Raw genomic sequence first — 21,277 nt, forward strand, 5'->3', positions numbered from 1 at the left:
AGGGGTGCATTATGGGAATCGATCTATCGCTCACCTGGGCCATTATCATTCTGTTTGGTTTGATGATGTATGTAGTCATGGATGGTTTTGACTTAGGTATTGGCCTGCTTTTTCTGCGCGTGCATGACGAGCAGGAGCGCGACATTATGACGAATACGGTTGCCCCGGTGTGGGACGGCAACGAAACCTGGCTGGTACTTGGCGGTGCGGGGTTATTCGCCGCCTTTCCCCTCGCTTACGCAGTGGTGCTGGAAGCGCTGGCCATTCCGCTAATCGTGATGCTGCTGGGGCTGATTTTTCGTGGCGTCGCCTTTGAGTTTCGCTTCAAAGCATCCCCCGAGCGGCGCCATGTGTGGGACAAAGCCTTTATTGGCGGCTCGCTGCTGGCGACCGTTGCACAAGGGGTTGCCTTGGGCGGCTATATTCAGGGTATCGCCTTCGATGGCGTTCGTTTTAGCGGTGGGTCGCTGGACTGGCTCACGCCTTTTTCGCTGCTTTGCGGCGTTGGTCTACTATTTGCCTATGCGCTGCTGGGCAGCACCTGGCTGATAATGAAAACCGAAGGCGCCCTGCAACAGCGGATGTACCGGATCACCAAACCGTTGATGCTCGGGCTGCTGGTGATGATCGCCCTAGTCAGTGTATGGACACCGCTGGCTTACCCGAATATTGCCGCCCGCTGGTTTTCGCTACCCAACCTGCTGTGGTTTTTACCGGTACCGCTGTTAGTCATGCTGGTAGGTTGGTGGCTATGGCGTGCTATCGCCTTTCAAGACACCGCCCTGCCCTTTGTGTTGGTCTTAGCGCTGGTATTTTTAGGCTACAGCGGTCTGGGCATTAGCCTGTGGCCAACGATTATACCGCCCGATGCGTCTATCTGGCAGGTCGCCGCCCCCGCCCAAAGCCAAGGCTTTGCCTTAGTAGGCACGCTGTTTATTCTGCCGATTATCTTGATGTACACCGCCTGGAGTTACTACGTCTTTCGCGGCAAGGTAAAACCTGGCGACGCTTATCATTAACCCCCCCCTATCCCCTGTTGCATTGAGGAGTAAGACAATGAAGCCTCTCGCCAAGCGCCTGGGCTGGTTAGTCACCATCTGGCTTTCGAGTGTGGGTGTTCTATTGCTGATTTCATTGGGACTTAAGTTTGTGATGGGAATGGCGGGATTGACCAGCTAACGACCTCTTTTGCACCCATAGCTCAAAAAGAAAATGCTGAATCCTTTCTCAGCAAGGATCCAGCATTTACATCTACTTCAACAGCGGCTTGTTAACACTCAATAGCATTAACCGCTAATCCACCTTTAGATGTTTCTTTATACTTATCCAACATGTCTTTCCCTGTATCACGCATGGTACGAATCACTTTATCTAACGATATAAAGTGAGTGCCATCGCCACGCAGTGCCATCTGAGCGGCATTGATCGCCTTTACCGTGGCGATAGCGTTGCGCTCAATACAAGGGACTTGAACCAACCCTCCAACGGGGTCACAGGTTAATCCTAAATTGTGCTCCAAGCCGATTTCGGCCGCATGCTCTACTTGTTCGGGAGTGCCCCCCATCACATCAGCCAAGCCAGCGGCTGCCATGGCACAAGCTGATCCAACCTCCCCCTGGCAGCCCACTTCGGCGCCGGAGATTGAGGCATTTTTCTTACACAGAATGCCAATGGCGCCTGCCGCCAGCAAAAAATCCACCACGTTTTTCTCACAGGCATTGGGCTGAAACTTCATATAGTAGTGTAAGACGGCGGGGATGATGCCTGCGGCGCCGTTGGTGGGCGCCGTGACCATGCGCCCCCCTGCGGCATTCTCTTCGTTAACGGCGAGGGCAAAAATGTTCACCCACTCCATCGCTGAGAACGTTGAGGCGATCAGGCAATCATTCTGCTCTGCCGCTTGAAGATGCTGGTGAAGCAGCTTAGCCCTGCGCTTAACGTTTAACCCCCCCGGCAATACCCCTTCGTGGGTTAATCCATTGTCGATGCATTCACACATCACTTTCCAGATACGCCACAGTTCGTTTCTGACCTCCTCCTCCGTCCGCCAGACTTTCTCATTTTCCAGCATCAGCCGGCTGACACTTAGCTGCTCTTTTTTACATAGCGCCAAGAGCTCGTCTGCCGTATCGAAGTTGTAAGGAATGGTAACGCCACCCAAATCGTCCAGTGGCATATCCACCTGGGCCTGTTCAACCACGAAGCCGCCGCCCACCGAGTAATAGGTATTTTCATACACCAAGTCGCCCTGATGCGTAAAAGCCGCCAGCTTCATGGCATTAGGGTGATGAGGCAAGCTCTCTTCATGAAAATACAGGTCACTCTCCCAAACAAACTTCACTTCTTTTTGTCGACCAAGCTGTAATGACTGACTCTCTTTAAGCGCCTGAATGGCTGGCTCAATAATCGAGGGATCTATTGTGCTAGGGCGTTCACCCATCAATCCCATAATAATTGCGTTATCGGTGGCATGTCCGATACCCGTGGCGGACAACGAGCCATAAAGATGGACTTCAAGATGCCCTACCTCATCGAGCTGGCTGTTTTCGCGCAGGGTTGTGACATACTTAAAAGCCGCCTGCATGGGCCCGACGGTATGGGAACTGGAGGGGCCTACTCCAATCTTAAAAAGGTCGAAAACACTGATAGGCATTGGAGCACCTCTTGACGTATAAACAGGGGAAAAATCAGGCGGTGCCTGACAATTTCAATAAGTTATTGATGTGATGATAAATAAAACTAATCTATCTTTTATTGATGATATTTTTATATTTATAAAATGATACTTTTAGGCACGATTTATCACAAATAACTTCTCAAACATAACAAGGGGTTACGTATCGATCTGGCAAAAGCTTAGCAACGACAGCACCCCAGTTATAAAAGCGCGCTCAAACTTTTTGCGTTTATTAACAACAGCATTAGGCAAAAGCATTGGTTACCAAAAAACTAGTTGCCAAAAACGACTGTGCGCCCTGAATAAAAGAACACGCGGCGTTCCAAGTGATAGCTAATCGCTCTAGCCAGGGTGAGGCACTCGATATCACGCCCCTTGGCAACCAGATCCTCCGGGTAATGGGTGTGATCCACAGGCTCGACACCTTGGGCAATAATCGGCCCTTCATCAAGGTCATTATTAATGTAGTGCGCCGTTGCGCCGACCAGCTTAACCCCTTTCTCATATGCCTGATGATAAGGCTTGGCGCCTTTAAAACCGGGCAGCAGCGAGTGGTGAATATTGATCGCCCGTCCGGCTAATAGTTCACACATAGAAGGGGAAAGCACCTGCATATACCTTGCTAGCACCACCAATTCAGCGTCGGTATCCGCGATGATTTCGCGTACCTGGGCTTCCTGCTGCAATTTCGTCTCGGGCGTGATCGGCAGGTAGTGGTAGGGCAAATCGTGCCATGCTGCCAATGGCTCCAGATCAGGATGATTGGAAATCACCGCTTTGATATCCAGAGGAAGCTGCCCTGTCCGATAACGGTAGAGCAGATCATTCAAGCAGTGATCGGCCTTGGAGACCATAATCACAGTGCCGGTGCGTTTGCCAGGGGCCGTCAATTCGAACTGCATATCGAATTCGCTTGCCCGCGCTGAAAAATCGGTATGAAAGCGCTCTTCATGAAACTCATCTTGCTCTGGGCGAAACTCGGCGCGAATGAAAAAGCGCCCGCTGAGCCGATCATCGAAAGAGTTGAGTTCAGTGATGTAGCACTGCTGCTCTTTTAGAAAGCGGGTGACGACGTCCACCGTTCCCAAACGACTAGGGCATTGGGCGGCCAGTATCCAGGTATCGCTCATTCGGCTCATAGTGCATGCTTCTCAGTTAGCGGCAGACCGTTGCGGAAGATCATAGCGGCCGGAACAGCGCTCCGGCCTGCCCGCTTATTGTTGTACGTTAATGCCGAATTCTGTCCCGGCATCCAGCAACCAGCGATAGCAGTAGTCGGCAAAACTGCGCCGCACCACTAACTCCCAGCGCTCGTCACTGGGGCGACGAAGAATAGTGGTCGCCTTAGCGAAGACGGTAGTGACACCTTTCCCCACCGGGAAATTGCTGGGATGAACATCGTAGATCACCGTTTTCATCAATAGCTCTCGGGCTGCTTCGCCGGAAAGCTCTAATAGCGTCTGGCCGCCGCTGACGTCGCTAATCGCGAAGTGGGCACTGCCCAATTGCTCGCGCAGCTTGGTCTCCAGTGGAAACTCTTCGCCACCTGGCACGATGACCAGCCACTCGTCCGGGGAGAGCCACTGGATAGAACGTTCACCGCTGGCATCTTGTACCAACGCCTGGGGTTGCCCAGGCAAGCTGATTCCCAGCACGTCGCGCACCGCCTCGTCGAGCACGATGGCACCACCCCGCAGGATCAAATGCCCAAGCATTGCCCGCTCGCGCAGCTGAAGCCGGCTTGGGCCGCCGGTCTGGGGCGCACCGCTGCGACGATAGCTATAGGCTAACGGGGATTCTACCGGGATAGCGGTATCAGTACGGGTGTCGAAGGTGGCCGCGTTAGACATGCTGGCGCTCTCCCTTGGGGTCGTAGAAAATGGTGCTGACGATTTCAGCCTCATGGGTTTGTCCATCCGCCATGGGCAGGTAGACCGTCTCGCCTAGTTTCTGATGGCCACCCTTAACCACCGCTAGCGCAAACCCTGAATCCAGAATCGGGCTGTAGTAGCTGGAGGTAACATGCCCCACCATGGGCATAGGAATCGCATGCTTAGGATCAAGCACGATCTGAGCGCCCTCTTCGAGGATCACCTTCGGATCCTTGGGCCGGAGCCCCACCAACTGCTTGCGGTTTTCGCGTTTGGTGTCACTGCGCGTCAGGGCCCGCTTACCAATCCATGAGTAGGGTTTGTCGTAGCCAACGCACCACTGCATGCCTAAGTCTTCCGGCGTAACGGAGCCGTCGGTTTCCTGACCCACGATGATGAAGCCCTTTTCAGCGCGCAGAACGTGCATGGTTTCGGTGCCATAGGGCGTCAAGCCATACTTCTCGCCATGCTTGAACAGGGTCTGCCACACATGCATGGCGTAGTTTGCCTGAACGTTGATCTCGAAGGTCAGCTCGCCGGTAAAGGAGATGCGAAAGACCCGTGCAGGCACCCCCGCCACTTTCCCAGATCGCCAATCCATAAACTTAAAGCTATCGCGGTCAAGATCGAGATCACTGATCTCAGCGAGCAGCTTGCGCGCTTCCGGGCCGGTGATCGTCATGGTGGCCCAGTGGTCAGTCACTGAAGAGAAGTAGACATCCAGTTCCGGCCATTCGGTCTGATGCCACAACTCCAGCCACTCGAGGATGGCCGCCGCGCCACCGGTGGTGGTGGTCATCAAAAAGTGATTTTCAGCCAGACAGCTGGTCACACCGTCGTCGGTGACCATGCCATCGTCTTTGCACATCAGGCCGTAGCGGCACTTGCCGACTGCCAGCTTCTCCCACTTGTTGGTATAAATCCGCGCCAGAAACTCACGCGCATCTGGCCCTTGAATATCGATCTTGCCAAGCGTCGAGGCATCGAGAATACCGACCTTCTCGCGCACTGCCAGACACTCGCGAGCCACTGCCTCGTGCATCGTCTCGGTTTTGCCATTCACCTTCTGTGGGTAGTACCAGGGGCGCTTCCACTGGCCGACGTCCTCGAACTCGGCGCCACGCTCCACGTGCCACTGGTGAAGCGCGGTGTAGCGTTCGGGATCGAACAAATCACGGCAGTGGCGACCGACGATGGCGCCGAAGGTCACCGGGGTATAGTTGGGGCGAAACACCGTGGTGCCCACCTCGGGAATGGAGCGATTCAAGCAACGGGCGGCAATCGCCATGCCGTTGATGTTGCCCAGCTTGCCCTGATCCGTACCGAAGCCCATCGCGGTATAGCGCTTGATGTGCTCGATGGACTCGAAGCCTTCCCGGGTCGCAAGCTCGATGCCCGCCGCGGTGACGTCGTTCTGCAGGTCGACGAACTGCTTGGGGCCGCGCAGCGTGGGCTTCTCGTGAGGCACCTGGAAGAGCGCCACCGCAGGCCCTTGCTGCAGACGTTCAGCGCTCGGCAGAGTAACCGTCTGAACGGCATGGCCCATGGCGGCCGCTGCCTTGATGCCCGCCTCGACACCTTCCGCCAGCACGTCACCCAGGGCATAGCAGCCGTTGGCACCGCCACAGGCCTGAACGCCCTTCACCAACCCCGGCACGAAGCCGAGAATATCGTCGCGCCAGGTAGGCCGCGCGCCAGTGTGGGATGCCAAGTGAATCACCGGGCTGTAGCCGCCGGAGCTGGCGATGGTGTCGCAGGCCAACTCCTGAACCGGGCCGGTCACTTTGAAAGCGCCAATATCAATCTTGGCGACCCGGGCTGCAGTAACCCTATTGCTGCCCTTCGCCTCGATAACGGCGCTGCCCGTAATAATCTTGATGCCCTGGGCGCGAGCGGCATCGACCCAATCGCCCGCCGGCGCCTCGCGGGCGTCCACGATAGCGACGACCTCACAGCCAGCCTCTTTCCAGTCCAGGGCAGCGCGGTAGCCGTAGTCGTTGCTGGTGGAGAGTACCAGCTTGCGGCCCGGTGCCACGCCATAGCGTCGGATGTAGGTCGACACAGCGCCAGCCAGCAGGTTGCCCGGCACGTCATTGCCCGCGTAGACCAGCGGACGCTCGTGGGCGCCCGTGGACAGGATCACCTGACCAGCGCGTACCCGGTGCAGGCGCGCACGTACCTGACGGTGGCCATTTTCCACCGGCGCCGTATCGCCCAGGTGTTCGGTGCGCCGCTCATGCAGGGTAACGAAATTGTGATCGTGATAACCGTTGGCCGTGGTACGCGGCAGCAGCGTGACGTTCTCGCAGCCCGCCAATTCGTCCATCACCCGGGCAACCCACTGATCCGCCGGTTTGCCTTCCAGGGTTTCACGACTGGCCAGCAGCGATCCGCCCATTTCTTCCTGCTCATCGGCCACCATCACCCGAGCGCCGCTGCGCGCGGCGGCCAGCGCTGCCGCCAGACCCGCGGCGCCTGCGCCGACGACCAGCACATCGCAGTGCTGATTGAAGTGATCATAGTTATCCGGATCGGCTTCCATGGGGCTGCGACCCAGCCCCGCCGCCTTGCGGATGTACTTCTCGTAGGTCAGCCACATCGAGGCCGGCGCCATAAAGGTCTTGTAGTAGAAGCCCGGCGGCATGAACTGCCCGCCCAGCTTGCCGAACAGGCCCATCAGGTCGCGCTGTACGTTCGGCCAGCCATTGGTACTGCTGGCGGTCAGGCCGTCATATAGCGCCTGCTGGGTGGCGCGTACATTGGGCACCTGGGCCGCTTCACTGCTGCCTAACTGTACGATGGCATTGGGCTCCTCGGCGCCCGCAGCGACAATGCCGCGGGGCCGCGAGTATTTAAAGCTGCGGTTAACGATATCCACACCGTTAGCCAACAGCGCCGAGGCCAGAGTATCCCCGGGATGCCCTTGGTATCGCTGGCCGTTAAAGGTAAAGCTCAACGTGCGGGAGCGATCGATACGGCCACCCGTGTTAAGGCGGTACACTTGTTGCTTGGACTGGCTCATGCCCGCACTCCTTCTTGTTGGCTTACCGCAGCGCCCTCGCGGGCCTGGCTCTGGCTATCAGCGGTAATCGACGGCTGCTCGCCCATTTTGTAAGTCTCGAGAATCTCGTAGCTCACGGTGTGACGCGTCACGTTGAAAAACTTGCGGCAACCCACCGCATGCACCCACATTTCATGGTGAACGCCACGGGGGTTGTCACGGAAGAACAGGTAATCCCCCCACTCTTCGTCACTACACGCCTCGGGCTCCTTGGGGCGCTCGATATGCGCCTGGCCCTTGGGGTGGAATTCCTCTTCCTCACGGTGTTCGCCGCAGTAGGGGCAGTAGATATAGAACATGCGAATACTCCTCTCGTATGAACCCTAGTGGGCCACGCCGGCAGCGCCGTGTTCGTCGATCAGCGCACCGCTATGGAAGCGGAACATGGAGAACGGCTCGGCGATGGAGTGCATTTCCCCCTTGGCCAGGCTGGCAGCGAATACATGCCCCGACCCTGGTGTGGCTTTGAAGCCGCCGGTACCCCAGCCGCAGTTGAAGTACAGACCCTTCACCGGCGTTTTAGAGATAATCGGACAGGCATCCGGGCAAGTATCGACGATACCGCCCCACTGACGGTTCATGCGTACCCGAGAGAAGATCGGGAACATTTCAACGATCGCCTGGAGCGTGTGCTCCACGGTGGGATAACTGCCGCGTTGACCATAGCCGTTATAACCGTCGATGCCTGCGCCAATCACCAGGTCGCCCTTGTCGGACTGGCTGATGTAGCCATGCACCTGGTTCGACATCACCACCGTATCGAGAATAGGTTTGATCGGCTCAGAGACTAAGGCTTGCAGCGGATGGGACTCCAACGGCAAGTTAAAGCCGCCCATTTTGGCCAGCACGGAGGAGTTACCGGCAGTCACACAACCGACGGTTTTGGCTTCAATATCGCCACGGTTGGTGTGTACACCGTAGATCTGGCCATCACGAATTTTGAAGCCGGTGACTTCGGTCTGCTGGAGAATATCCACGCCGTGGGCATCGGCACCGCGAGCATAGCCCCAGGCCACGGCATCGTGGCGAGCCACCCCCGCGCGCGGCTGCCAGGAGGCACCCATTACCGGGTAACGCGCGCTTTTGGAGCAGTCCATAATCGGCACTAGCTCCTGCACTCCTTTGGCGTCTAAAACTTCACCGTCAATGCCATTCAGCCGATTGGCATTCACCCGACGCTGGATATCGCGCATGTCCTGCAGGGTATGCCCCAGGTTGAGAACCCCCCGCTGGGAGAACATGACGTTGTAGTTAAGGTCTTGGGAAAGCCCTTCCCACAGTTTCATGGCGTGTTCGTAAAGCGCAGCGGATTCGTCCCATAAGTAGTTGGAACGCACAATGGTGGTATTACGGGCGGTATTACCACCGCCCAGCCAGCCTTTCTCAATCACCACCACGTTCTTGACGCCGAACTCTTTCGCCAAATAGTAGGCCGTGGCCAAGCCGTGACCGCCACCACCGACGATGATTACATCGTACTGCTTCTTGGGTGTGGGGTTGCGCCACTGGCGCTCCCAGTTCTCGTGGTGGCTCAGCGCGTGCTTGACCAGGCCGAAGCCGGAATAGCGTTGCATAGTGGTCTCCTCAGTTCAGCCGCGCCGGGCCCTGCCGGCAAGCCGATTCAAGCAATGGATTCGACGGCTTCAGCGGCGGACTCAGCGTAGACAGGATGCTGGGCACACACGTCGGTCACTTTGGCTTGCACCTCGGCTTCAATGGAAGCCGTGTCTTTGCCTGCAGCCAGCTCGTCCAGGATGTCGCAAATCCAGTCCGCTAGTTCGCTACACTCCTCAGCATCGAAGCCGCGCGTGGTGACCGCAGGGGTGCCGATACGCAGGCCGGAAGTCACGAAGGGGCTTTGGGGATCATTAGGCACCGTATTCTTATTAACGGTGATATGCGCGCGGCCAAGGGCTGCATCCGCATCTTTACCGGTAATGCCCTGGCGGATAAGCGAAACCAAAAAGAGGTGGTCGTCGGTGCCGCCGGACACCACGTCGTAGCCACGCTCCATAAACACCTTGGCCATGGCCTGAGCGTTATCGATCACCTGCTGCTGGTAGCGCACAAACTCCTGGTTCATGGCTTCCTTAAACGCCACCGCCTTAGCGGCAATAACATGCATCAGCGGGCCGCCCTGCTGGCCTGGGAAAACCGCGCCATTAAGCTTTTTATACAGCGCTTCGTCGCCATCGGCGGAGAGAATCAAGCCGCCGCGGGGGCCGCGCAGCGTTTTATGGGTGGTGGTAGTTACCACATGAGCGTAAGGGAGCGGGCTCGGATAGAGGCCAGCGGCTACCAGGCCAGCGACGTGGGCCATATCGACCATCAACCAGGCGCCTACCTCATCGGCGATGGCGCGAAAACGCCGCCAATCCACCACGCGAGAGTAAGCGGAGAAACCCGCGATGATCATCTTCGGCTGGTGCTCGCGAGCTAAGCGCTCGACTTCTTCGTAATCGATCTCGCCGGTTTCCGGCTTGAGGCCATACTGCACGGCGTTGTAATGCTTACCCGAAAAGTTGGGTGCAGCACCATGGGTTAAGTGGCCGCCGTGGGCCAGACTCATACCCAATACCGTATCGCCCGGCGATACCAGTGCCATGAACACAGCGGCATTGGCCTGGGCGCCGGAGTGCGGCTGCACATTGGCATAATTGGCACTAAAAAGGTGGCAAGCCCGCTCAATTGCCAAGGCTTCAACCTTGTCAACGAACTCACAGCCACCGTAGTAACGGCGACCTGGATAGCCTTCTGCATACTTGTTGGTCAGCTGTGTACCTTGCGCTTCCATGACAAGTTTGCTGGTATAATTTTCGGAGGCGATTAATTCAATATGCGCTTCTTGGCGAACCGTTTCTTCAGCAATTGCTTCAGCAAGCAACGTGTCGTAACTGGCCAAACGTGCATTGGGGGAAAAATTATTCTGAAGCATTACCGCCTCCTCATTAGTCACTTTTTTATTAAGTGCTGGATATACTCTTTAATGCTGATAAACCCCGGCCGCTAACCAAAGTCCCTATCAACGCGTTCTTACCGCGATACTATCGTTGGAGTCCGGGCCCAAGATGCTTGCCGACGTCACCACGCGATGTATTTGCGACATCGGCAAGATTTAGCCAATAACACGGCTGACGCCGCCCAAAAAGCAAAGCGCCCTAGACGGGAATTAACCGTTTAGGGCGCTTAAAACTAGGCAGCAAGGTGCTTGCCGGGGCTAAAAATCGACGATTAAATCCCCCTTCGGCCGACTGCAGCACGACAGGATATAGCCTTCTTCGGCATCCTCATCGGTAATGCCGCCGTTATGCTCCATTTCCACTTCTCCCGACTTGAGCTCCACTCGGCAAGTACCGCAAATCCCCATGCCACAAGCTTTGGGGATATGCAGACCCAGCTTGGCCGCCGCCGCATGAACCGTCTCCCCCGGCTGAATACGCACACTTTTCCCTGAAGAGGCAAACTCGATACTAAACAAGTCGCTGGTGTCGACATTTTCGGCATCAACCTCTGCCTGTTCGGCCAGCTCAAGGACATCTTCACGTACCTCAACCGGCGTAGCGCCAAACGACTCCTCATGGTAGTGATCCATGTTGAAGTTGTTGGCACGAAGAATATTTTTGATGGCGTTCATGTAAGGGGTCGGGCCGCAGCAGAATATCTCCCGCTCCATAAAGTCCGGCACAATGAGTTCGAACAGCGGCTGGGTAAGGTAGCCACGGTAGCCGGCCCAGGCCTCGCCGATATCCTCTTTGTTCTCGCAAATAATATGCAGCTTGAACTCGGGAATACGCGAAAACATATGCACCAGTTCACGATGATAAATCACATCGCGAGGGGCACGGGCGCTGTGTATAAATTCAACGTCAACAGCGGCGTTGGTATCAAACAGCCAGCGCGTCATGGACATCAATGGGGTAATGCCCACCCCGCCAGAGAGAAACAACACTTTTTCGGCAGGAAAATCAATGGAATTGAAGTTGCCTACCGGGCCATGCACGACCAGCTCGTCGCCCACTTTTAGGTTCGCATGCAGCCAGTTGGATACCTTGCCCCCTGGCACTTGTTTAACGGTGATTGAAAAGCTGTAAGGGATGGAGGGAGAGCTGGAAATGGTATAGGAGCGCATGATCGGCTGATTATCAATCTCCAGCTCCAGCGTCACGAACTGACCGGGCTTGAAGAAGAACAGTACAGGCTGCTCGGCCATGAAGCAGAACGTGCGCACATCCTGGGTTTCTTGAATCACCTTGACGCAACGCACCTGGTGGCGGCCGTTGGTCCAGGTTTGGGTCGTGACCGGATTGAAAAAATTAGTTGTCATTGTCGCCTCTGCCTGACCAGCCTTCATCACCATGCATCGCCGAACCGTATTTGCGATACGGTCAGCACCTTTGAGCTGCATTTTGGGGACGCGCCTGCCGACCGACTTACCTGACAGCGACTCGCACTTACCTCGTGCCACTCTTTATCGCTTAGAAACCTCTTTTTTCGTCGCCACTACGCCACCTAATGTCGCGGGCAGATAACTGGCAGGGAGTAGCCTGCAACACAATCTGTCCCTGACGTCAGACCACATTTGAATAAAACGCCAGGTTACGCAACAGAACAACAAGATAAACAATCTTGACTAACGGCCGACTCGCAGCCCTAGAGGGGAAAGCGGTGGTTTACGAGGATACTGGTATGCAAAAGTACGTGTTAAACACAATGGATGACCCGCTCGTCGCGGCCCGTGAGTCAACGGCCAATATGCTGCAAACGAGGGAGCGCACCTTTTCACTTCCGCAGCCGTTTTATAACGATGCCCGCCTGTTTGCGATTGATATGCAAGAGGTTTTCGAGAAAGAGTGGCTATTCGCAGGAATGACATGCGAGATCCCCACCAAGGGTAACTTCATGACATTGGATATCGGTGACAACCCCGTTGTCATCGTACGCGGTGGTGAAGGTACCATTCATGCCTTTCACAATGTCTGCCGCCACCGCGGTTCGCGCCTTTGCGTAAAGGATAAAGGCAAAGTGGCAAAACTTGTTTGCCCCTATCACCAGTGGACTTACGAGCTTGATGGTCGCTTGCTGTTTGCCGGCAGCGATATGGGCACTGATTTCAACCTGGATCAGTTTGGCCTCAAGCCGGTCAGCATTTGCACCGCCGGCGGCTTCATCTTTATCAACTTAAGCGACAACCCGCCTCCCATGGATGACTTTCTGGAAACGCTTGAGCACTATCTTGAGCCCTACCAGATGGACAACGTTAAGGTCGCCACCGAGTCCAGTATCGTCGAGCAAGCCAACTGGAAGCTGGTCATCGAAAATAACCGCGAGTGCTATCACTGCAACGGCGCACACCCTGAGCTGCTGAATTCATTGCAAGAGTTTGATGACACCGAGGATCCGCGGGCAACGCCTGCCTACAAGGAGCTGGTGGCCCGCAAGCAGGCAGATTGGGATCAGGAGCGGGTGCCCTACCAACTGACGCGGCTTGGCCATCAGAACCGTCTGACCCGCACGCCGCTGTTGGATGGCATTGTCTCCATGACAATGGACGGTAAACCCGGCTGCAAGAAGCTGATGGGTCGCCTGAAAAGTCCCGACATGGGTTCTCTGCGCATCCTGCATCTGCCCAATTCATGGAATCACTTCATGGGTGATCACGCGGTGGTGTTCCGCGTACTTCCCCTTGGCCCGCAGCAAACCGTGGTGACCACCAAGTGGCTGGTTCACAAGGATGCGGTAGAAGGCGTTGACTACGACCCCGAACAGCTGCGCCGCGTCTGGGATGCCACCAACGACCAGGATCGCCAACTGGCCGAAGAGAACCAGCGCGGCATCAACTCCAAGGCCTACCAACCCGGCCCTTACTCTGAAACCTATGAGTTCGGGGTTATCGATTTTGTCGACTGGTACGCCAACCGGGTGCTTGAGAACCTAGGATATGAGGCTCCGACGTTGCACTTAGCCCAAGGTTAAAACTTGAAGGATCCAGGCAGCGACGTTTACCGCCACTAGGACTTAGCCAGAGTAGCTGGCAACGTGTACACATAAGAGACACCTGTGTACACTTTGCCACGCTATTCCTGGACTATTCTTAGAGACCTGCTCAATGCCATCCACCGATATTCCCGCTGCCAAGGGTTCTCAAGACGTCTGGCTCGACGCGGCGTTTGAGCTGCTACTCGAATCGGGCGTCGACAGCGTGCGCATTCTTCCCCTGGCCAAGCGACTAAAGCTTTCTCGCACCAGCTTCTACTGGTTCTTCAAGGATCGCGAGGCACTACTGGAGGCACTGATCGCACGCTGGCGTGAAAAGAATACCCAGGGGCTAGTAAATCAGACCGAAGCCTATGCCGAGAATATCGTCGAGGCGATGCTCAATGTCTTCGACTGTTGGCTGGATCCTAAGCTGTTCGACTCCCCGCTAGAGTTCGCCATGCGTAGTTGGGCGCTACAGTCAGCATCAGTAGTGAGTGAAATCGATACGGCTGATGCCACCCGTATCGAAGCACTGGCGCGGATGTTCCAGCGTTACGGCTATGATCCGCTGGCGGCCAACGTTCGGGGCCGCACCATCTACCTAACCCAGATCGGCTATATCTCGATGAAGACCCAGGAACCGCTCGAAGTGCGCATGCAGCGCATCCCCGCCTATGTCGAAATTTTCACCGGCCAGCCGCCCGGTTCCAGGGAATTGCAACGCTTCTATGCCCGCCATGGATATTCTCCAACCGGCACCGGCTAGCCCACGGCAAGCCTAATCGGCTAACGCCACCCACCCCGCCGCCGTCTTAACGGTCGAACATGCTCGCCCCTCAATGTACATTGATGAACATTATATTGACATCAATGAACACTAGCGCCTAGATTTATCAAATACACAACAAAATGGCGTCCTGTCCATGTTTAACGATCCGCTACTGCAGCCCTTTCAGCTAAAGCACCTGACCCTGAAAAACAGGCTTATGGTGACAGCCCATGAGCCCGCTTATCCTGAGGACGGGATGCCCAAGGCACTCTACCGTGCCTACCACGTCGAGCGCGCCAAGGCAGGCCTTGGCCTGACCATGACCGCTGGATCCGCGGCGGTGGCCAAGGACAGCCCTCCCGTGTTCAACAACATCCTCGCCTATAAGGATGAAGTGGTGCCGTGGATGCGCGAGCTGACCGACGCCTGCCACGAGCACGGCACCGCAGTGATGATCCAGTTGACCCACCTGGGCCGGCGCACCCGTTGGGACAAGGGCGATTGGCTGCCAGCGGTATCGTCTTCGCATCGTCGCGAGGCGTCCCACCGCGCTTTTCCCAAGCAGGTCGAGGAGTGGGATATCGAGCGCCTGATCCGCGACTACGCCGATGCCGCCGAACGCATGCACGCCGCCGGCCTCGATGGCATCGAGCTGCAGGCCTATGGCCACCTGATGGATCAGTTCTGGTCGCCACTGACCAATACCCTTGAGGGGCCTTATGGAGGGGATCTCGATAATCGGCTGCGTTTCACCTTCGAGGTGCTGCGCGCCATTCGCCAGCGGGTTGGCGAGGCGTTCATCGTGGGCGTGCGCTACACCGGCGACGAGATGCTGCCGGGTGGGCTGACGTCCGGCGACGGGATGGAGATCTCACGGCGCTTAAAGGACAGCGGTCTGGTCGACTTTCTCAACGTGGTTCGTGGCCACATCGACACAGATGCGGGGCTCACCGACGTGATTCCCATCCAGGGCATGCCCAGCGCCCCGCACCTGGATTTCGCCGGTAAAATACGTCGCGAGATCGACTTTCCCACCTTCCATGGCGCCAAGATCCAGGATGTCGCCACTGCCCGTTATGCCATCGCCTCAGGCAAGGTCGACATGATCGGCATGACTCGCGCCCACATGGCCGACCCGCACATCGTGCGCAAGATCATAGAAGGCCGCGAAGAAGATATTCGCCCCTGTGTCGGTGCCAACTACTGTCTGGACCGTATCTATCAGGGTGGCGCCGCCTACTGCATCCACAACGCCGCCACCGGGCGCGAAACCAGCATGCCCCACACTATCCCTAGGGCAGCGCAGCAACGTCGGGTGGTGATCATTGGCGCCGGGCCAGCGGGGCTCGAAGCCGCCCGGGTCGCCGGCGAGCGGGGCCATTCGGTGGTGGTACTGGAAGCTGCCAGCGATGCAGGCGGGCAGGTGCGACTCTCAGCCCTGAGCGAGCGGCGACGCGAGATGCTGGGCATCATCGATTGGCGCTTAGCGCAGTGCGACGCGCTGGGTGTCGAGATCCGCTACAACGTCTGGGCCGAGGTGGAGGACGTGCTCGCCGAGCTGCCGGACGTGGTGATCGTGGCCACCGGCGGCTATCCCATGGAAGATCAGCCTGAGGTCGGGCACGATCTGGTGGTCAACACTTGGGATATCCTCTCAGGGCATGTGCCGCCTGGCAAACGGGTATTGCTGTTCGACGATGCAGGCGACCATGCCGCCCTGCAGGCGGCCGAGATCATTGCCGCCGCGGGGGGCGAAGTGGAGATCATGACGCCGGATCGCACCTTCTCCGCAGAGATCATGGCCATGAACCTGGTGCCCTACATGCGTGCCCTACAGCGCCCCAACGTCACCTTCACAACCACTTACCGGCTGAAGTCCGTGCAGCGTAATGGAAGCGAGCTACTGGCCAAGATCACCAGCGACTACATGGATCTGGAGCACGAACGGCGCATCGACCAGGTAGTGGTCAACTACGGCATCACGCCCATGGCCGACATCTATTTCGAGCTCAAACCGCACGCCAGCAATGGCGGCGAGGTGAACTACGATGACCTGATCGTGGGCAACCCTCAGCGCGTCATCAACAATCCGGATGGCCATTTCCAGCTGTTCCGGATCGGCGATGCCGTCGAGTCCCGGAACACCCACGCGGCCATCTACGACGCGCTCAGGTTGGTCAAGGACATTTAATACAGCGTCCTACTTTCCACCTCCATTGCTCCTCCATCGACGGGCTCTTTTCCGGCAGAAACAAGGCGACAGGCGGCATACTTGAACTCCGGAATCTTGCCATAAGGATCCAGTGCAGGGTTGGTTAACAAGTTCGCCGCTGCTTCCCCGTAACAGAAGGGCACGAAAACCATCCCCTCCGGCATTCCCGGATCCGTCCTCGCTTTGAGAGTGATGGAACCCCGCCGGGTGGCGATCGTCAGATCATCGCCCGGCGCCATTCCCAATCGAATAAACTCAGCGGGGGCCAGGCTGGCTACGGCTTCCGGCTCCAGGTCATCAAGCACTTTGGCGCGCCGGGTCATCGAACCGGTATGCCAGTGCTCTAACTGACGCCCGGTGGTCAGTACCGTTGGGTAGTCGTTATCGACCGGCTCATCCGGTGGCAGCGGGCGCGTGGGGGCGAACTTCGCCCGACCGCTGGCGGTGGGAAAAGCATCGCTGAAGACTACGTCTTGCCCCGGCGCGTCTTCCGCTGGGCAGGGGTAGGTCACCGACTGCTCGCGCTCCAAACGCTCCCAGGAAATATGGTCGAGAGAGGCCATGCCTTGTTTCATCTCGGCGAAGACGTCCCGCGGATGCTGATAATTCCAGTCCAGACCAAAACGGTTGGCAATTTCCTGGATAATCCACCAGTCCGGCTTGGCCTGGCCCGGTAGCGGCAACGCCGCACGCCCCATCTGCACCTGACGATTAGTGTTGGTGACGGTACCGTTCTTCTCAGGCCAAGCGGAGGCAGGCAGGATGACATCAGCGAACTGGGCGGTCTCAGTGACAAACAGATCCTGTACCACCAGATGTTCCAGCTTGGCCAGTGCGGCCCGGGCATGGGCCAGATCCGGGTCGGACATCGCCGGGTTTTCGCCCTGGATATACATGCCGCGTATGGTGCCCGCGGTGATAGCGTCCATAATTTCCACCACGGTGAGACCCGGCGTGGGATCCAGTTTGGTATTCCACAGTTCTTCGAACGCCGCACGAACCTGATCATCATTGACCGGCTGGTAGTCGGGCATGACCATGGGAATCAGCCCGGCATCAGAAGCCCCCTGAACGTTGTTCTGCCCCCGCAAAGGATGCAGGCCGGTGCCAGGGCGACCGGTCTGGCCGCAGGCCAACGCCAGCGAAATCAGGCACCGGGCGTTATCGGTACCGTGGGTGTGCTGGGAAATGCCCATGCCCCAGAAAATAATTGCCCGCTCGGCGTTGGCATAGAGCCTAGCCACCTCGCGAATGGTCTCAGGCTCAACGCCGCACAGGCCGCTCATCGCTTCGGGGGTCATGTCGACGGTATGAATTTTCAGGGCCTCGAAGCCCTCGGTATGCTCGGCGATATAAGCCGTATCATAAAGTTCTTCACTGATGACCACATTCAGCATGGCATTAAACAGGGCCACGTCGGCGCCCGGTGAAAAGCGCACGCTCAGGTGGGCGTAGGCATCCAGCGACTGACCACGGGGGTCGATTATCACGATCTTGGTGCCACGCTTGGCGGCCTGCTTGAAGAAAGTGGCCGCCACCGGGTGATTCACAGCCGGGTTGCAGCCGGTAAGAATCACCACATCGGCCTGGCTTGCCTGCATAAAGGAGGCGGTGACCGAGCCTGAACCAATACACTCCATGAGTGCCGCCACGGAGCTTGCGTGGCACAAGCGGGTACAGTGATCTACATGATTGGAGCCAAAGCCGGTACGCACCAGCTTCTGGAACAGCCATGCCTCTTCGTTGGAGCACTTGGCGCTGCCGAACCCCGCCAGGGCATCAGGGCCATGGGCCGCTTTAAGGTTTACAAGCCCGCTGGCGGCAACCTCTAGGGCTTCATCCCAGCTCGCCTCGCGGAAATGCGTCAGGGGCTGAGCGGGATCAAAGTCCGGATCGATGCCCTTGGCAACGCCCTGGCGACGAATCTGCGGGGTGGTCAGCCGGGATGGATGGCGCGGATAGTCATAGCCGAAGCGCCCTTTAACACATAGCCGGTTCTCGTTAGAGGGGCCGTCGCGCCCCTCCACATAAAGGATCTCATCGTCCTTGATATGGTAGGTGAGCTGGCAACCCACTCCGCAGTAGGGGCATACCGAATCGACCTTGCGGTCAGCCACCGCAGAATCGCCGCGGCCCGCCTGATCGACCAGGGTAGCGGGCATCAGGGCGCCGGTGGGGCAGGCCTGAACGCACTCTCCACAGGCTACGCAGGTGCTATCCCCCATGGGATCGTCGAAATCAAACACGATCTTGGACGCCGCCCCACGGTGAGCCAGGCCGATAACGTCGTTAACCTGTACTTCGCGGCAGGCGCGCACACACAGGTTGCACTCGATGCAGGCGTCAAGATTGACGCGCATGGCGGAGTGGCTGCTGTCCTGCGTCAGGCTGTCCGCCCGGGACGCCACATGGTGCACGGTAGCCGTCTCACGCTCTTCGCGCCTGGGCAGCTTGCGGCGCACCGCCGTGGCATCAATGGCCAGCTGGTCAGCCATGGCCCAGAAATGGCTTGAGCTGTCGGGGCTCTCTTCCCGCTCAGGCTGGTCGACCAGCAGCATCTCCATGACCATCTTGCGGGCCGTGTGCGCGCGTTCGGAGTTGGCGCTATTGACCACCATACCGGGGGCTGCTTCGCGCAAACAGCTGGCGGCCAGGGTGCGCTCGCCCTCGATTTCCACCATACAGGCGCGGCAGTTGCCGTCGGCGCGGTAGCCGCTGGCATCCTTGAAACACAGGTGGGGAATGGTCTCGCCGACGCGTTTGGCTACCTGCCAGAGGCTTTCACCGGGGTAAGCGCTGACCTCAACGCCGTCCAGCGTCAGGGTAAAGCGGTTGTTTGCGTTCTGTTCGCTCATGCTGGCCTCCTTTATCCCTTGACGATGACGTTCTGGGCGGCCAGCTCGCCGCGAAAATCCTTGAGCAGCCCCAGCACCGGGTTAGGCGCCGCCTGGCCGAGCCCGCAAATGGAGGCATCGATCATCACCTGGGAAAGCTGCGTCATCAGCCCGGCATCCCATTCGTTGCGTTCGAGCAGGGTGAGCATTTTTTCCGTGCCCACCCGGCAGGGTGTGCACTGGCCACAGGACTCATCGGCAAAGAAGGCCAGCAGATTGGTAGCCACCCCGCGCAGATCGTCCTGATCGGAGAGTACGATTACCGCAGCGGAACCGATAAAACAGCCGTGCTCCTGAAGGGTGTCGAAGTCGAGGGGAATATTGGCCTTGCCCGCGGGCAGAATTCCACCGGAGGCGCCGCCGGGCAGGTAGGCCGCCAAGCGGTGGCTGTCGGCCATGCCGCCGCAATACTCGTCAACCAACTCGTTGAGCGTGATCCCTGCGGGCGCTAAATACACACCAGGACGCTTGACCCGGCCTGAAACCGAGAAGCTGCGCAGCCCCACGCGGCCATGGCGGCCCTGGCTGGAGAAGGCCTCCGCGCCGCGCTGCCAGATCATGGGAATCCAGTAGACGGTCTCGACGTTATTGACCAGCGTCGGCCGATCAAAGAGCCCCTTCTGAGCCACAAACGGCGGGCGGTGGCGGGGTTTGCCCGGCTTGCCTTCCAAAGATTCGATCATCGCCGACTCTTCGCCGCAGATATAGGCGCCCGCGCCGCGGCGCAGCACGATGTAACCCGGCGCCACTAGGCCAGCAGCCTCAAGCTCGCCAATCGCCTCGCGCACCACGCTATGTAACGCTGGGTACTCATCGCGAAGATAGATATACAGCGCCTCGGCGTCTACCGCCCAGGCACTCACCAAGGCCCCTTCAAGAAACTGGTGGGGCGAGCGCTCCAGGTAGTAGCGATCCTTGAAGGTACCGGGCTCGCCCTCGTCGGCGTTGATAGCGCAGTACCGGGGGCCGGCCTCCTGGCGCACGAAAGTCCATTTTTTGAAGGTAGGGAAACCCGCGCCACCCAAGCCGCGCAGATTGGCCTGCTGCATCGCCTCCATCAGCGCTTCTACTGTAACGCTGCCGTCGTGACAGGCCTGGAGCAACGCCATGCCGCCCTCGCGGCGATAGTCGTCCAATCGCTGCCAGTCGACGGGATCCGGGTGAAAGTGGCCCTTTTCGATCACCGACGCGATACGCTCATGGGTGGCGAACAGCACATGATGATGGCCTACTTCGGCTACCGGCACCGTGTCGCAGCGCCCCATGCAGGGCGCCCGCAGCACCCGTACCTGCTCGATATCCACGTTCGCTTCAAGCTGTGCCTTAAGCGCCTCAGCACCGGCCAACTGGCAGGTGAGGGAGTCGCAAACGCGAATAGTCACTGCCGGCGGCGGCAACTGATCGTCGTGGATGACATCGAAGTGCGCATAGAAAGTGGCCGTCTCGTAGACGGTCGCCATGGGCAAGTTCATGTACGCCGCCAGGGCACGCAAATCCGCCAGCAGTAGATGGCCCCGGGTGTCCTGAATGTTGTGTAAATGTTCAATGAGTAGGTCGCGGCGGCGCAGCGTGGCGTTCTGTCGTTCGTCGCCCAGCAGTTCTCGCAACCCCTCAAGAAGACTGGGATCGAGATCACGGCCGCGGGGCTTGCCGCGAAAGCGGCGCTTGGGGGTCACGGTCTGGACGGTCATGGGGTACTCATTATTATCTTGATCGGTTTTATACCGGATGAACAAAAACGGCACCCCGCGGGGCGCCGTCTAGGGTCGCACTAACCTGCCTTCAGGCAGGGATCAGGTCTTGTTGCTCAGTACTTC

At 57.9% G+C, this 21,277-nt stretch carries 15 protein-coding genes; 5 read left to right on the plus strand and 10 right to left on the minus strand.

Features of this window, described 5'->3' with window-relative positions; genetic code table 11:
• The first annotated feature begins 11 nt into the window (after positions 1–11).
• On the plus strand, positions 12–1,019 hold the full coding sequence (gene cydB, locus YERSI8AC_RS21720) for a cytochrome d ubiquinol oxidase subunit II (RefSeq protein ID WP_159177557.1): 1,008 nt from the start codon (positions 12–14) through the stop codon (positions 1,017–1,019).
• A gap of 37 nt (positions 1,020–1,056) precedes the next feature.
• A complete protein-coding gene (locus YERSI8AC_RS21725) occupies positions 1,057–1,179 on the plus strand; it encodes a DUF2474 family protein (protein ID WP_082116842.1) in 123 nt (40 codons plus the stop codon).
• 91 nt (positions 1,180–1,270) lie between these two features.
• Here YERSI8AC_RS21725 and YERSI8AC_RS21730 read toward each other — a convergent pair whose 3' ends face one another.
• The 8 genes from YERSI8AC_RS21730 to YERSI8AC_RS21765 all read right to left on the minus strand — a co-directional run bounded on the left by YERSI8AC_RS21730 (position 1,271) and on the right by YERSI8AC_RS21765 (position 11,933).
• Entirely contained in the window at positions 1,271–2,653 is a 1,383-nt protein-coding gene (locus YERSI8AC_RS21730) for an L-serine ammonia-lyase (RefSeq protein ID WP_159177558.1), read from the minus strand.
• Positions 2,654–2,949: 296 nt separating this feature from the next.
• Positions 2,950–3,816, minus strand: a complete 867-nt coding sequence (gene purU / locus YERSI8AC_RS21735; protein ID WP_159177559.1) for a formyltetrahydrofolate deformylase — start codon at positions 3,814–3,816, stop codon at positions 2,950–2,952.
• Between the two features lie 75 nt (positions 3,817–3,891).
• Positions 3,892–4,527 carry a sarcosine oxidase subunit gamma gene (locus YERSI8AC_RS21740; protein WP_159177560.1) on the minus strand — a complete coding sequence of 212 codons (636 nt, stop codon included), beginning with the start codon at positions 4,525–4,527 and terminating at the stop codon, positions 3,892–3,894.
• Entirely contained in the window at positions 4,520–7,570 is a 3,051-nt protein-coding gene (locus tag YERSI8AC_RS21745) for a sarcosine oxidase subunit alpha family protein (protein ID WP_022521484.1), read from the minus strand. Before YERSI8AC_RS21745 ends, YERSI8AC_RS21740 begins: the two co-directional genes overlap by 8 nt.
• Entirely contained in the window at positions 7,567–7,908 is a 342-nt protein-coding gene (locus tag YERSI8AC_RS21750) for a sarcosine oxidase subunit delta (protein ID WP_022521483.1), read from the minus strand. The genes YERSI8AC_RS21745 and YERSI8AC_RS21750 overlap by 4 nt, the downstream gene beginning before the upstream one ends.
• Positions 7,909–7,932: 24 nt before the next feature.
• Positions 7,933–9,183, minus strand: coding sequence for a sarcosine oxidase subunit beta family protein (locus tag YERSI8AC_RS21755; protein WP_159177561.1), 1,251 nt, complete (start codon positions 9,181–9,183; stop codon positions 7,933–7,935).
• Between the two features lie 47 nt (positions 9,184–9,230).
• A complete protein-coding gene (glyA, locus tag YERSI8AC_RS21760; protein ID WP_022521481.1) occupies positions 9,231–10,544 on the minus strand; it encodes a serine hydroxymethyltransferase in 1,314 nt (437 codons plus the stop codon).
• A 282-nt stretch (positions 10,545–10,826) separates the two neighbouring features.
• Positions 10,827–11,933: a hybrid-cluster NAD(P)-dependent oxidoreductase gene (locus YERSI8AC_RS21765; RefSeq protein WP_053857164.1), complete on the minus strand. Its 1,107-nt coding sequence runs from the start codon at positions 11,931–11,933 to the stop codon at positions 10,827–10,829.
• A 362-nt stretch (positions 11,934–12,295) separates the two neighbouring features.
• Here YERSI8AC_RS21765 and YERSI8AC_RS21770 point away from each other — a divergent pair, with 362 nt between their 5' ends.
• The 3 genes from YERSI8AC_RS21770 to YERSI8AC_RS21780 all read left to right on the plus strand — a co-directional run bounded on the left by YERSI8AC_RS21770 (position 12,296) and on the right by YERSI8AC_RS21780 (position 16,545).
• The gene (locus tag YERSI8AC_RS21770) at positions 12,296–13,582 is read left to right on the plus strand and encodes an aromatic ring-hydroxylating oxygenase subunit alpha (protein ID WP_053856948.1); all 1,287 of its coding nucleotides are present in this window, start codon (positions 12,296–12,298) and stop codon (positions 13,580–13,582) included.
• A gap of 133 nt (positions 13,583–13,715) precedes the next feature.
• Positions 13,716–14,351, plus strand: coding sequence for a TetR/AcrR family transcriptional regulator (locus YERSI8AC_RS21775; RefSeq protein WP_022521478.1), 636 nt, complete (start codon positions 13,716–13,718; stop codon positions 14,349–14,351).
• A 157-nt stretch (positions 14,352–14,508) separates the two neighbouring features.
• A complete protein-coding gene (locus YERSI8AC_RS21780; protein ID WP_022521477.1) occupies positions 14,509–16,545 on the plus strand; it encodes an NADH:flavin oxidoreductase in 2,037 nt (678 codons plus the stop codon).
• Here the strand turns inward: YERSI8AC_RS21780 and fdhF are convergent.
• Entirely contained in the window at positions 16,542–19,421 is a 2,880-nt protein-coding gene (gene fdhF / locus YERSI8AC_RS21785) for a formate dehydrogenase subunit alpha (RefSeq protein ID WP_159177562.1), read from the minus strand. The genes YERSI8AC_RS21780 and fdhF overlap by 4 nt on opposite strands.
• A gap of 11 nt (positions 19,422–19,432) precedes the next feature.
• Complete coding sequence (locus YERSI8AC_RS21790) at positions 19,433–21,151, minus strand: NADH-ubiquinone oxidoreductase-F iron-sulfur binding region domain-containing protein (RefSeq protein ID WP_159177563.1); 1,719 nt, start codon at positions 21,149–21,151, stop codon at positions 19,433–19,435.
• Positions 21,152–21,277: the final 126 nt, after the last annotated feature.

It is taken from the genome of Halomonas sp. 113, assembly GCF_904067645.1.
Classification (GTDB): domain Bacteria; phylum Pseudomonadota; class Gammaproteobacteria; order Pseudomonadales; family Halomonadaceae; genus Vreelandella; species Vreelandella titanicae.

Bases quoted from the DNA above. Each gene is read 5' to 3' on its own strand.
- cydB (WP_159177557.1), top strand. From the start codon at position 12: ATGGGAATCGATCTATCGCTCACCTGGGCCATTATCATTCTGTTTGGT.
- YERSI8AC_RS21725 (WP_082116842.1), top strand. From the start codon at position 1,057: ATGAAGCCTCTCGCCAAGCGCCTGGGCTGGTTAGTCACCATCTGGCTT.
- YERSI8AC_RS21730 (WP_159177558.1), bottom strand. From the start codon at position 2,653: ATGCCTATCAGTGTTTTCGACCTTTTTAAGATTGGAGTAGGCCCCTCC.
- purU (WP_159177559.1), bottom strand. From the start codon at position 3,816: ATGAGCCGAATGAGCGATACCTGGATACTGGCCGCCCAATGCCCTAGT.
- YERSI8AC_RS21740 (WP_159177560.1), bottom strand. From the start codon at position 4,527: ATGTCTAACGCGGCCACCTTCGACACCCGTACTGATACCGCTATCCCG.
- YERSI8AC_RS21745 (WP_022521484.1), bottom strand. From the start codon at position 7,570: ATGAGCCAGTCCAAGCAACAAGTGTACCGCCTTAACACGGGTGGCCGT.
- YERSI8AC_RS21750 (WP_022521483.1), bottom strand. From the start codon at position 7,908: ATGTTCTATATCTACTGCCCCTACTGCGGCGAACACCGTGAGGAAGAG.
- YERSI8AC_RS21755 (WP_159177561.1), bottom strand. From the start codon at position 9,183: ATGCAACGCTATTCCGGCTTCGGCCTGGTCAAGCACGCGCTGAGCCAC.
- glyA (WP_022521481.1), bottom strand. From the start codon at position 10,544: ATGCTTCAGAATAATTTTTCCCCCAATGCACGTTTGGCCAGTTACGAC.
- YERSI8AC_RS21765 (WP_053857164.1), bottom strand. From the start codon at position 11,933: ATGACAACTAATTTTTTCAATCCGGTCACGACCCAAACCTGGACCAAC.
- YERSI8AC_RS21770 (WP_053856948.1), top strand. From the start codon at position 12,296: ATGCAAAAGTACGTGTTAAACACAATGGATGACCCGCTCGTCGCGGCC.
- YERSI8AC_RS21775 (WP_022521478.1), top strand. From the start codon at position 13,716: ATGCCATCCACCGATATTCCCGCTGCCAAGGGTTCTCAAGACGTCTGG.
- YERSI8AC_RS21780 (WP_022521477.1), top strand. From the start codon at position 14,509: ATGTTTAACGATCCGCTACTGCAGCCCTTTCAGCTAAAGCACCTGACC.
- fdhF (WP_159177562.1), bottom strand. From the start codon at position 19,421: ATGAGCGAACAGAACGCAAACAACCGCTTTACCCTGACGCTGGACGGC.
- YERSI8AC_RS21790 (WP_159177563.1), bottom strand. From the start codon at position 21,151: ATGACCGTCCAGACCGTGACCCCCAAGCGCCGCTTTCGCGGCAAGCCC.